Here is an 11406-nt window from a genome sequence, read left to right on the forward strand (position 1 = left end):
CGGGTTACCTTCCTCAAGTGTTTGGAACCGTCGACACCTATCGCAAAGTCATCGCCCTGACCGGGCCCCTTCTGCCGCTCGTCTCCTTCCTTGCCCGACTTCCCGTCGCCATGTGCCAGTTCGGCAGCGTGCTGCTGATCGCGGAGACCACCGGCTCCCTCGCCACCGCCGGGATCGTCGGTTTCTCCCTCTCCGCCGGACAGGTGGCCTTCGGACCCGTCCTGGGCCGGCTCGCCGACCGCCGCGGACAGCGCCCCGTCGTCCTGGGCGCCGTCGCCGTCAACGCGGTCGCCACCGGAGCCCTGGTCGCCGGGGCCCTCGCGCACCTCGACACGGTCCCGCTCGCCGCGATCGCGGTGGTCGCCGGCGCCTCCATCCCGCTGATCGGGCCCCTCGCCCGCAGCCGCTCCGTCGCCCTGGCCCGCCGCGCCGACGCCGACGAGAGCGTGGTGGGCGCCGTGCACTCGCTCGAAGGCACCCTGGACGAGGTGTCGTTCGTCATCGGTCCGGCCCTCGTCGGCGCGGCCACGCTCATCGCGCACCCGGCCGCGGCCCTCGCCGCCGCCGGCCTCGTCGCCGTCTTCGGCAGCGTCTACGCCCTCCACCCGACGGCCTCCGTCACCGCCGGCTCACCCGCCCCGGCCCGTCCCGCGGGCGGCCGGTCCCGGCCGCCGGGCGTCGTGTACTCCGTACGGGCCTCCCTCGCCCTCCAGGGAGCCGTGTTCGGCGCCTGCCAGGCCGGCATCGCGGCCCTGACCCTGAACCTGGGCGTCCCGGGACAGGCGGGCATCGTCTACGCCTCCATGGGCGTGGTCAGCGCCGTCGTGGGCCTGGCCATGGGCGCGCTGCCGGCCCGCTTCGGGCTGCGACTGCGCTGGAGGCTGGCCACCGCCGCGGGGCTGGCCTTCTCGGTGCCGTTGGTGTTCACCGACAGCCTGCTGCCGCTGTACGCCGTCGTCACCGTGCTCGGCGCCGCCTGCGCCCCGCACCTGATCACCGCGTTCGCGCTCACCGAACGGCACGTGGAGCCCGCCCGGCTCGCCGAGGCGATGGCCTTCGCCGCCAGCTCGCTCGTCGCCGGCCAGGCCCTCGCGTTGGGGATCAGCGGTCAACTCGCCGAGTGGTACGGGCCTGCGGGCCCCTTCGCGCTCGCCGTGGCCGCGGCCGCGCTGTGTCTGGTCCTGGCCCTGGCCACCCGGGTGCCCGCCGCCCGCCCGCACCCCGCGATCGCCATCCCCGCACAGGCGACGGCGCCGCGGACCGGGGCGGCCGGCGAGGAGGCGGCGGCCGCCACCGGGCGGACCACCTACGCCGGCCGCTGAAGCACCACCATGCACCGACCCGTCAACGCCACCCGGTCACCCGCCGCGAACTGCGGCCCGGTGCCGGGTGGCAGTACGTCCGACCGGGCCGTGTCCACGATCAGGCGCCACTGGGCGCCGTGCCCCGCCGGGACGGTGAAGTCCTGCGCCTCCGCACCCGCGTTGAACATGAGCAGGAACGAATCGTCGGTGATCCGCTCGCCCCGGGTGCCCGGTTCGGAGATCGCCTCGCCGTTGAGGAACACCGTCAGCGCGCGGGCGTGCTGCGCCTGCCAGTCACGGGCCCGCATCTCCTCGCCGTGCGGGGTGAACCAGGCGATGTCCGAGAGCTCGTCGTGGGTGCCCTCCACCGGCCTGCCGTGGAAGAACCGGCGCCGTCTGAACACCGGGTGGTCCCGGCGCAGCCACACCATCTGCCGGGTGAACTCCAACAGCCCGGGCGCCGGTTTGCCCGGTTCCGGCCAGTCCACCCAGGACAGTGCGTTGTCCTGGCAGTAGGCGTTGTTGTTGCCGCCCTGGGTGCGGGCGAACTCGTCACCGTGGCTCAGCATCGGCACGCCCTGCGACAGCATCAACGTGGCCGTGAAGTTGCGCATCTGACGAGCGCGCAGTTCCAGCACCTCCGGGTCCTCCGTGGGACCCTCCACCCCGCAGTTCCAGGACCGGTTGTGGGTCTCCCCGTCCCGGTTGCCCTCCCGGTTCGCCTCGTTGTGCTTCTCGTTGTAGGAGACCAGGTCGTTCAGGGTGAAACCGTCGTGGCACGTGGTGAAGTTGATGGAGGCCAGCGGGCGCCGCCCGTCGTCCTGGTAGAGGTCGGAGGAGCCCGTCAGTCGTCCCGCGAACTCCGCCAGCGTGCGCGGCTGCCCGCGCCACATGTCCCGGACCGTGTCGCGGTACTTGCCGTTCCACTCCGTCCACAGCGGCGGGAAGTTGCCCACCTGGTAGCCGCCCTCGCCCAGGTCCCAGGGCTCGGCGATCAGCTTCACCTGGCTGACCACCGGATCCTGCTGGACCAGGTCGAAGAACGACGACAGCCGGTCCACCTCGTGGAACTGCCGGGCGAGGGTGGCCGCGAGGTCGAAGCGGAAGCCGTCGACGTGCATCTCCGTCACCCAGTAGCGCAACGAGTCCATGATCAGCTGGAGTACGTGGGGGGACCGCATCAGCAGGGAGTTCCCGGTGCCGGTGGTGTCCATGTAGTGCCGAGGGTCCTCCGCCAGTCGGTAGTACGAGGCGTTGTCCAGGCCCCGGAAGGACAGCGTCGGCCCCAGGTGGTTGCCCTCGGCCGTGTGGTTGTAGACCACGTCCAGGATCACCTCGATCCCGGCCTCGTGCAGGGCCCGCACCGCCGACTTGAACTCCAGCACCTGCTGGCCCCGGTCACCGGAGGCGTAGCCGTTGTGCGGGGCGAAGAAGCCGATGGTGTTGTAGCCCCAGTAGTTGCTGAGCCCGTCGTCCACCAGCCGGTGGTCGTTGACGTACTGGTGCACCGGCATCAGCTCCAGCGCGGTCACCCCGAGCTTGGTCAGGTGCCCGATGATCGCCGGGTGCGCGAGGGCGCCGTAGGTGCCGCGGAGCTCCTCCGGGAGGTCCGGGTGCCGCATCGTCAGACCCTTCACGTGCGCCTCGTACAGCACCGTGTGGTGGTACTCGTGGCGCGGCGGCCGGTCGTTGGCCCAGTCGAAGTACGGATTCACCACGACCGAACTCATCGTGCGCGGGGCCGAGTCCAGGTCGTTGCGCGAGTCCGGCCGACCGAAGTGGTAGCCGTACACCTGTTCGCCCCAGTCGACGCTGCCGCTGATGGCCCGCGCGTACGGGTCGAGCAGCAGCTTCGCCGCGTTGCAGCGCAGGCCGTGCTCGGGTTCGTACGGGCCGTGGACCCGGAATCCGTAGCGCTGGCCCGGCATCACGCCGGGCAGGTAGGCGTGGCGGACGAAGGCGTCCGTCTCGCGCAGTTCGACGGCGGTCTCCGAGCCGTCGTCGTGCAGCAGGCACAGCTCGATCCGTCGGGCGGCCTCGGAGTAGACCGCGAAATTGGTGCCGGCGCCGTCGTACGTGGCACCCAGCGGATACGCCTGTCCCGGCCAGATCTGCATGGATGAAGACTCTTCCCTCGTTGTCGGTGGATGCCCCTGGTGATCCGGCGTACACCACGTCACTGCCAGATCTTCCCCGAAAGAGCGCCCCCAAGCGGGGACTTGGGATGCTCCTACCGGGTGACCCGGAGAGCTGATATGCGGGTCAGTGGACTGTGTGGGCATCGGATAATGGGTCAACGGGCAGCCGGTGTACGGGCCATCGGGCTGCAACCGGCCGCGCGCGCGGAGTACCCTTCCGTGATCACTGGAGACGGGCGTCCAGACGCAGAAGGCGGTGCACGGGTGAGCTCGGGAGGTCTGGAGCTGCCCCCTGGTGACGGCGGTCACGAGGGTGGCCCGGCGGACACCGCGGGGGGCGGGCCCGCAGGAGCGCCGGCCGGAGCGGTGTCGCTGGCCCCGCCGGAGGCCGAGGGCTCACGGGCCGGAGCCGAACTGGACTGGAGCGCGGAGGCCTGGAGCGAGGTCCGGACCCGGGCCCAACGGGCCGGACGCGCCTACATCTGGCTGAACCTCATCGAACAGCGGCTGCGCTCGGTGGTCGGGGCGGTGCTGCGACCCGTCTACGAGCCGGCGCACGGCGGGGACGACTGGGTGGTCGCCGCCGCCGGGCCCGCCGGGCAGGAATGGGTACAGCGGGCGGTGGCCGTCCGCGAGGTCAGCCGGCGCAAGGGCTACCTCCTGGACCCGGCCGACGACAACGTTCTCAGCTTCCTGACGCTGCCGCAGTTGCGGGAGCTGATGGTCCAGCACTGGCCCTGCTTCGAACCGTACTTCGACGACCGGCGCGAGATCGAGCTGGCCCTCGACGAACTGGAGGTCACCCGGAACGTGGTCTCTCGCAACCGGGCCCTGTCACGGGCGGTGCTGGAGCAGGCCGAGCGGGCCTCGGCGCGACTGCTGGAGGTGCTCGGCGGCGGCTCGGGTTCGCCGTCTGCCGACCGGCTGCCGATCGACGCCGTCGAGGACCTGGTCGGCGACCGGTACGCGGACGTCATCTCGGTCCACCCGGACCGGGTGCGGCTCCAACGGCAACTGCCGGCGGAGGACCTGTTCGGCGGGGCGCGCCGGCTCGACGCCATCGGCATAGGCCTCAACCTGCTGGTCCAGAACTTCTCCGGGCGAAGACTCGTCCGGCTCACCGAGGCGGGCTGCCGGGTCCGACTGCTCTTCCTGAACCCGGCCAGCAGCGCCGTCAAACGGCGCGAACGGGAACTGGGGCTGCGCAAGGGAGAGCTCAGCCGGTCGGTCGAGATGAACATCCTGCACGTGCGGCGGGTCCGGGCCGGCCTGCGGGACCCCTCGCGCTTCGACATCCACGTCTTCGACGAGACCCCCCGCTTCACCGCGTACCTGGTGGAGGGCGAGTCCTCCGGGATCGCCGTGGTCCAGTCGTACCTGCGCCGGGCCCGGGGCATGGAGGCCCCGGTGCTCGTGCTGCGCGGCGGCGGGCGGGGCGTGCCCAAGGACGCCGACCACGGGCTGTTCACCACGTACCGGGAGGAATTCGAATCGGTGTGGGAGGACTCCCGGCCGGTGTCGTGACCCCCGCTCCGGCGGACCGGAACCGACCCGGCGGTCGGGCTGTCAGTACCCCGTGGCAGGCTGAAAGTCGTTGACCGGAAGTTTGTACGGGGGAGGGGCGCGTCATGGTGGCGTGGCACGGGGGAACGTTGGTCGGGTTCGACCTGGAGACGACCGGCACGGAACCGGGGGAATCGCGGATCGTGACGGCCGCGGTGGTCGAGGTGCGCGACGGCGAGGTGCGCGAGCGGCGCGGCTGGCTCGCGGACCCGGGCATACCGATCCCGGAGGGGGCCTCGGCCATCCACGGGATCAGCACCGAGCGGGCCGTCGCGGAGGGCCGCCCGGTGCGGGAGGTCGCGGACGAGGTGGCCGCCCTCCTCGTGGAGCACTGGCGGCGGGGCGCGGTGGTCGTCGCGTACAACGCGGCCTTCGACCTGACCCTGTTGACGGCGGAGCTGGCCCGGCACGGGCTGCCCTCGCTGGCCGCACGGCTCGGCGGCGCCGAGACCGGTCCGGTGGTGGACCCGCTGACCATCGACCGGGCGGTCGACCGCTACCGGCGCGGCAAGCGCACGCTTGAGGCGGTCTGCGGGGTGTACGGGGTGACCCTCGACGACGCGCACGACGCCGGCGCCGACGCGCTGGCCGCGGTTCAGGTGGCCCGGGCGATAGCCGCCCGCCATCCGCAGGTGGCCGAGCTGACCCCGGCCGACCTGCACGACCGTCAGGGCGCCTGGCACGCGCGCTGGGCCCGGGACTTCCAGTCGTACCTGCGGGGCCAGGGCACCCCGGACGCGGTGATCGACACGGCGTGGCCGCTGCGGGGCCTGTTGGCGGCCCACGCCTGAGCCGGCCGACCCACACCTGACCCGTCCGGGGTCCGGGCGCGGCCGGCCTAGAAGGGATGCCAGCGCGTCCCGGTGTCGCCGTCCCGCAGCGAGGCCACCCGGCGGCGGAACTCCGCCAGCGCCTTCGGGTTGTCGGGCGCGTGCTGGGAGACCCAGGCACAGCTCGCCGTCTCCCGGGCTCCGCGCAGGACCGCGCAGCCCTCCCACTCGCGCACGTCCCATCCGTACGCCGTCACGAACGCCTCGTACGAGGCGGCGGGCAGCCCGTAGCGGTCGAGGGACAGGGCCATCACCACCAGGTCGTGCTCGCGCAGGTCGCTCGACACGGTCTCCAGGTCGACCAGCACCGGCCCGTCCGGACCCACGTGGACGTTGCGGGGCAGGGCGTCGCCGTGGATCGGGCCCAGCGGCAGGCGCGGGGTCAGCGCGGCCACCTCGCCCGCGTACGCGTCGCGCCGGGCCCGCAGGTACGCGGCGTCCGCCGGGTCGACGGCGTCGCCGGCGAACCGCAGCCAGCGTTCCACCCCGCCCAACAGGTCCCGCGCCGGCAGGGTGAACGGCGGGGCGGGCAGCGCGTGGATCAGGCGCAGCAGCGCCGCGAGGTCCTCGGGCCCCGCCGGCCGGACCGCGGCGGGCAGCCGGTGCCACAGGGTCACGGGATGACCGGCCACCAGCCTGGCCGACGGCTCGGCGGCGCGCACGGCGGGGACCCCGGCCTCCGCGAGCCAGCCCGCCACGGCCAACTCCCGCTCGGCGCGCTCCCACAGCGCGGCCTCGCGGCCCACCTTGGCCACCAGGTCGTCGCCGACCGCGAAGACGGCGTTCTCGCCGAAGGTCAGCAGCTCGGCCCGGCCGGTGAGCCCCGCCGCTGTGAGTACGTCCCTGGCCCGCGCCTCGTCCATGCCTGCTGTCCGCCGTCTCTCCGGATCGTGGTGAATCCGCCAAGTCTGTCATCCCGGCGCGATCGGCCCGGCACCCCGGCAGGCAGCCGGCACGCGGCGCCCCGGGGACTCGACGGGGGGAAACTCGTTGCACGAGACGTCTCGTCTCGTTATGGTCGACTCATGACCTCAGCCAAGCCCGCCCACATCGCCATGTTCTCCATCGCCGCCCACGGGCACGTGAACCCGAGCATCGAGGTGATCCGGGAGCTCGTCGCCCGAGGCCACCGCGTCAGCTACGCCATCCCCGCCTCCTTCGCCGAGAAGGTCGCGGCGACCGGCGCCACCCCGGTGATCTGGGAATCCACCCTCCCCACCGAGGACAACCCCGAGGCCTGGGGCACCGAACTCATCGACAACATCGAGCCCTTCCTCGACGACGCCATCCAGGCGCTGCCCGGGCTCGCCGCCGCCTTCGAGGGGGACGAGCCCGACCTCGTCATCCACGACATCACCTCCTACCCGGCGATCGTCCTGGCCCGCCGCTGGGGCGTCCCCGACGTCTCCCTCTCCCCGAACCTGGTCGCCTGGACCGGCTACGAGGAAGAGGTCGCCGCACCGATGACCGCACAGCTGCGCGCCGGCGAACGCGGCAGGGCGTACTACGCCCGCTTCCGCGCCTGGCTCGACGAGAACGGGATCGCCGAGGACTCCGACCACCTGATCGGCCGCCCCCGGCGCAGCATCGTGCTGATCCCCAAGGCGCTGCAACCCCACGCCGACCGGGTCGACGAGTCCGTGTACACCTTCGTCGGCGCCTGCCAGGGCGACCGGGCCGCCGACCAGGGCACCTGGACCCGCCCCGCCGGTGCCGCCGGCAAGAAGGTGCTCCTGGTCTCGCTCGGCTCCGCCTTCACGGACCGGCCCGACTTCTACCGGGCGTGCGTCGAGGCCTTCGGCGACCTGCCGGACTGGCACGTCGTCCTCCAGATCGGCAAGAAGACCGACCTCGCCGCACTGGGCGCCGTCCCCGACCACATCGAGGTGCACCGCTGGGTGCCCCAACTCGACGTCCTGCGCCAGGCCGACGCCTTCATCACCCACGCGGGCGCCGGCGGCAGCCAGGAGGGCATGGCCACCGCGACCCCGATGGTCGCCGTCCCGCAGGCCGTCGACCAGTTCGGCAACGCCGACGTGCTCCAGGCACTCGGCATCGCCCGCCACGTCCCGATGGAGGAGGCCGACGCCGCGACCCTGCGCGAGGCGGTCCTCGCACTCGTCGCCGACCCCGAGGTCGCCGCCCGCGCCGAGGCCGTCCGCGCCGGGATGGCCGCGGAAGGCGGCACGCGACGGGCCGCCGACCTCATCGAGGCGGAACTGTCGGTGCCCCGCCCTATCGTTCGGGCATGACTCCTCGGAAGTACGCCGCACTGCTGCGCGGCATCAACGTCGGCGGGAACAAGAAGGTCCCGATGGCCGAACTCCGCCAGGTCCTGGAGGGCCTCGGTCACGAAGACGTACGGACGTACCTGCAGAGCGGCAACGCCGTCTTCGCCGGCGCGGAACGGGACACCACGAAACTCGCCCGCGCGCTGGAGGCGGCCATCGAGGCCCACTTCGGCTTCAAGGTGCCCTGTCTGGTGGTCGACGGCGACCACCTGCGGGCCGTCGTCGACGCCTGCCCCTTCCCGGCCGCCGAGCTGGAGGGCAGGCAACTGCACGCCACCTTCTGCTCCGTGCAACCCGGCGAGGAGCGCTTCGCCGCCATCGACGCACCCGCCTACCTCCCCGAGGAGTTCCGGGTCGGCGACCGGGTCGTCTACCTCCACACCCCGGACGGCCTCGGCCGGTCGAAGCTGGCCGAGGCCCTGGCCAGGCCCGCCGTGGTGAAGGGGCTCGACGTGACCACCCGCAACTGGAACACGGTCGTCAAGCTCGTCGAACTCACCCGGGACTGAGCCGCCGACGACACCCCGCCCGGCCGCCGGCCAAGCGCCACGCCGGGCGCCAGGCCAGGCCGCGCACCACACGACGCCCACCACACCACCCACTACGCCACCAGGGCGTCCAGCAGGGCCAGTTCCCGCGGGTCGAGCCGGATCGTCGCCGCGGCCAGGTTCTCCGCGAGATGCGCGGGGGACCCGGTACCCGGCGTGGGGCACAGGTTCGGGGAGTGGTGCAACAGCCAGGCCAGGGCGATCTGGCCCGGGCCCGCCCCGTGCTCGCCCGCGACCGCGGTGACCGCGGCCGCGCTCTCGCGGGTGAGGGCGCCGCTGCCCAGCGGGTAGTAGGGCAGGAAGGCGACCCCGTGCGCCTCGCACAACGCCAGCACGTCGGCCGAGGAGCGGTCCAGCAGGTTGTACGGGTTCTGCACCGACGCGATCGGCATCAGCTCCAACGCCGACGCCAACTGCGCGGCCGTCACCGTGTCCAGGCCGACGTGCCGGATCTTGCCCTCGGCCTGCAACTGGGCCAGCAGGCCGAGCTGTTCCACCGCGGGAACGACAGGATCCAGGCGGTGCAACTGGTACAGGTCGATCCGCTCCACCCGCAGCCGGCGCAGACTCGCCTCGCACTGCTCCCGCAGCCGCTCCGGACGCCCCGACACGTGCCAGAGGTCCGGACCGGTGCGCACCACCCCGCCCTTGGTGGCGATCACGAGCCGCTCCTCGTACGGGTACAGGGCCTCGGCGATCAGCTCCTCCGCCAGGTCGGGCCCGTAGTTGTCGGCCGTGTCGATCAGGGTCGCCCCGAGCTCCACGGCCGTGCGCAGCAGGGCCAGGGCCCCGGCCGGCTCCCCCCGCGGGCCCCAGTAACCGGGGCCGACCAGACCACCCGTACCGAGCCCGAGCCGGCGCACGGGCAGGTCCCCACCGAGTCTGAACATCGTGTCCGTCATGGCCCGACGGTAACCCGGGACGCCGGATGTGCCAGGCTCTGCGGATGCGTTACATCATCATCGGCGCCGGGGCGATCGGCGCGACCATCGGCGGCCGGCTCGCACGGACGGGCCGGGAGGTCGTCCTGTCCGCACGCGGCGCGCACGCCGAGGCGCTGCGGGCCGACGGGCTGCGGCTCACGACCACCGACGGGACGCAGGTGCACCGGCTGCCGGTCGTCACCGGCCCGGCGGAACTCGGCGAGCTGCGACCGGACGACGTGCTGCTGCTGGCCGTGAAGACGCAGGACGCCGTCGCGGCACTGGACGCGTGGGGCGACGCGGAGGTCGCGGGCGGCGGTACGGCGGCGCAGCGACTGCCCGTGCTCTGTCTGCAGAACGGCGTGGAGAGCGAACGGCTGGCCCTGCGCCGCTTCGCCCGGGTGTACGGGGTGTGCGTCTGGCTGCCGGCGACCTTCCTGGAGCCGGGCGTGGTCTCCGCGGTGTGCGCGCCGCTGACCGGGATCCTGCACCTGGGCCGCGCGGCCGGCGGCAGCGACGCCCGGATCCGGGCCGTCGCGGCCGACTTGGAGGAGTCCGGGTTCGAGGCGCCCGTCGTCGAGGACGTGACGCGCTGGAAGTACGCGAAGCTGCTCGGCAACCTCGGCAACGCGATCCAGGCGACGACCGGCCCCGAACCGGCCCCCGCGAAGGCGGCGTTGCTGCTCCGGGCGATCCGCGAGGCGCAGGCCGCCTTCGAGGCCGCCGGGATCGCGTACGCCTCCGAGGCCGAGCAGACGGCGGCGCGCGCGGGGAAGGTGGACCAGCCGCCGGGCGTGCGGGGCGGGTCGTCCTGGCAGAGCCTGGCGCGCGGGACGGGAACCGTCGAGGCGGACTACCTCAACGGGGAGATCTCCCTGCTGGGCCGGCTGCACGGCGTGTCCACCCCGGTGAACGACACCCTGCGGCACGCGGCGAACATCTTCGCCCGGGAGGGCCTGCCGCCGGGCGCCATGTCCATCACGGACCTGACGGCCCTCGCCGACGAGGCGGCGGCCCGCGCCTGACGGGGTGGGACCGCCCGCTCAGGCCGACAGCGCCGAGAGGCGCGCCGGGGCCAGGGCGGCCGCGTCGTAGCGGCGCAGCAGCAGCCGGGCCAACTCGGGCGCCGCGCCCAGGACATCGGCCAGCACGTCCGCGCCCGCGGCCTCGGCGCCCGCCGCGATCCGGTCCGGGAGCCGGCCGGGGGCGATGACGTACGGGGCCACGGCCACCCGCCGCACGCCCTCGGCGCGCAGCGCCCGTACGGCGTCCTCCGTACGGGGCAGTGCCGCGGAGGCGAACGCGGGCCGCACGGCGCACCAACCGGTGTGCCGCCACTCCCGCGCGATTTCAGCGATCACCGCGATCGCCTCCGGGTCCGAGGAACCGGCGGACGCGAGCACCACACCGGTGCCGGCGCGATCCGCCGGGGTGAGGCCGGCTTCGAGGAGCCGGCGCTCCAGGGCCGCCACCAGCAGGGGCGACGGCCCGAGGACGTCCGCGACCCGGACCGTGAGGCCCGGGAGGCGCACGCAGGCCTCCGACAGCACGGCCGGGATGTCGGCCTTGGCGTGGAAGGCGCGGGTCAGCAGCAGCGGGAGGGCCACCACGTCCCGGACGCCGGACGCGTGCAGGGAGGACAGCACCTGGTCCACCCGCGGGGCGTTGAAGTCCAGGTACGCCGTCTCCACCCGCAGTCCGGGCCGCAGCGCCCGCGCACGCCGGGTGAGGGCGTGCACGGTCGCCGCGTGCCGCGGATCGCGGCTGCCGTGGGCGATGACGAGGAGGGCGGGGGCGGCGTGCACGGGA

Annotated in this window: 9 protein-coding genes and 1 pseudogene; 6 read left to right on the forward strand and 4 right to left on the reverse strand. The window is 73.5% G+C overall.

Features of this window, described 5'->3' with window-relative positions:
- The first annotated feature begins 17 nt into the window (after positions 1–17).
- The gene (locus OTB19_RS05725) at positions 18–1322 is read left to right on the forward strand and encodes an MFS transporter (protein ID WP_267796904.1); all 1305 of its coding nucleotides are present in this window, start codon (positions 18–20) and stop codon (positions 1320–1322) included.
- On the opposite strand, the gene glgX is transcribed toward OTB19_RS05725, so the two are convergent.
- Positions 1307–3421 carry a glycogen debranching protein GlgX gene (gene glgX / locus OTB19_RS05730; RefSeq protein WP_267796905.1) on the reverse strand — a complete coding sequence of 705 codons (2115 nt, stop codon included), beginning with the start codon at positions 3419–3421 and terminating at the stop codon, positions 1307–1309. The genes OTB19_RS05725 and glgX overlap by 16 nt on opposite strands.
- A gap of 285 nt (positions 3422–3706) precedes the next feature.
- Between glgX and OTB19_RS05735 the strand changes: the two genes are divergently transcribed.
- Both OTB19_RS05735 and OTB19_RS05740 read left to right on the forward strand, forming a co-directional pair.
- On the forward strand, positions 3707–4966 hold the full coding sequence (locus OTB19_RS05735) for an SAV2148 family HEPN domain-containing protein (RefSeq protein WP_267796906.1): 1260 nt from the start codon (positions 3707–3709) through the stop codon (positions 4964–4966).
- Between the two features lie 107 nt (positions 4967–5073).
- Positions 5074–5796, forward strand: a complete 723-nt coding sequence (locus OTB19_RS05740) for a 3'-5' exonuclease (RefSeq protein ID WP_385643344.1) — start codon at positions 5074–5076, stop codon at positions 5794–5796.
- A gap of 47 nt (positions 5797–5843) precedes the next feature.
- Here OTB19_RS05740 and OTB19_RS05745 read toward each other — a convergent pair whose 3' ends face one another.
- Positions 5844–6698 carry a phosphotransferase enzyme family protein gene (locus tag OTB19_RS05745; protein ID WP_267796908.1) on the reverse strand — a complete coding sequence of 285 codons (855 nt, stop codon included), beginning with the start codon at positions 6696–6698 and terminating at the stop codon, positions 5844–5846.
- A gap of 127 nt (positions 6699–6825) precedes the next feature.
- Between OTB19_RS05745 and mgt the strand changes: the two are divergent.
- Together mgt and OTB19_RS05755 are read left to right on the forward strand one after the other, a co-directional pair.
- Positions 6826–8087: pseudogene (gene mgt, locus OTB19_RS05750) on the forward strand (macrolide-inactivating glycosyltransferase).
- Positions 8084–8635 carry a DUF1697 domain-containing protein gene (locus OTB19_RS05755; protein ID WP_267796910.1) on the forward strand — a complete coding sequence of 184 codons (552 nt, stop codon included), beginning with the start codon at positions 8084–8086 and terminating at the stop codon, positions 8633–8635. Before mgt ends, OTB19_RS05755 begins: the two are co-directional and overlap by 4 nt.
- Positions 8636–8727: 92 nt before the next feature.
- Here the strand turns inward: OTB19_RS05755 and OTB19_RS05760 are convergent, their stop codons facing one another.
- Positions 8728–9576 (reverse strand): aldo/keto reductase, encoded by an 849-nt coding sequence (locus tag OTB19_RS05760; protein ID WP_267796911.1) that lies wholly within the window; start codon positions 9574–9576, stop codon positions 8728–8730.
- Positions 9577–9620: 44 nt separating this feature from the next.
- Here OTB19_RS05760 and OTB19_RS05765 point away from each other — a divergent pair, with 44 nt between their 5' ends.
- The gene (locus OTB19_RS05765) at positions 9621–10622 is read left to right on the forward strand and encodes a ketopantoate reductase family protein (protein ID WP_267796912.1); all 1002 of its coding nucleotides are present in this window, start codon (positions 9621–9623) and stop codon (positions 10620–10622) included.
- Positions 10623–10640: 18 nt separating this feature from the next.
- Here OTB19_RS05765 and OTB19_RS05770 read toward each other — a convergent pair whose 3' ends face one another.
- Positions 10641–11402, reverse strand: a complete 762-nt coding sequence (locus tag OTB19_RS05770; RefSeq protein WP_267796913.1) for a sirohydrochlorin chelatase — start codon at positions 11400–11402, stop codon at positions 10641–10643.
- Between the last annotated feature and the right edge of the window lie 4 nt (positions 11403–11406).

This window comes from Streptomyces sp. H27-H5, from assembly GCF_026627505.1.
In the GTDB taxonomy this organism is placed as follows: domain Bacteria; phylum Actinomycetota; class Actinomycetes; order Streptomycetales; family Streptomycetaceae; genus Streptomyces.